This window comes from Salmonella sp. SAL4457 (genome assembly GCF_046548235.1).
GTDB lineage: Bacteria > Pseudomonadota > Gammaproteobacteria > Enterobacterales > Enterobacteriaceae > Salmonella > Salmonella enterica.
In genome coordinates, this window is sequence record NZ_JBGDZO010000300.1 from 1 (window position 1) to 296 (window position 296).

Annotated in this window: 1 protein-coding gene; it reads right to left on the reverse strand. The window is 47.3% G+C overall.

Going from position 1 to position 296, the window contains the following annotated elements; translation table 11 throughout:
- On the reverse strand, nucleotides 1-294 hold a 294-nt coding region (locus ACLJNW_RS24375), incomplete at its 3' end, for a T6SS immunity protein Tli4 family protein (protein ID WP_410961239.1).
- Nucleotides 295-296: the final 2 nt, after the last annotated feature.

A 296-nucleotide genomic window follows, 5' to 3' on the forward strand; every position in this document is an offset into this window, starting at 1 on the left:
GGGGTGCTCAGGGAAAGTGACTCCCACTCCAAACCTCTCCACTTGAAAACTATCCCCTGCAATATAAGCGTGGTCGATGCAAAAGCCCGGCTCGCTGGGGATTTCTTTTGGCGCGCGAGAACGTAGATTTCGAGCTAAAGCCCTAGATATCTCCACAGCATGTTGCTCTCTGTCTACCGAAACTTTCCCTTTCCAACGATAGACATGCCACGTAGGCTTAGATGTAACATAGGTATCCAATAAATAGGTTTTAGAGGCAACCTCTGAAGACCAAGACCTGTCTCTTATACACATAT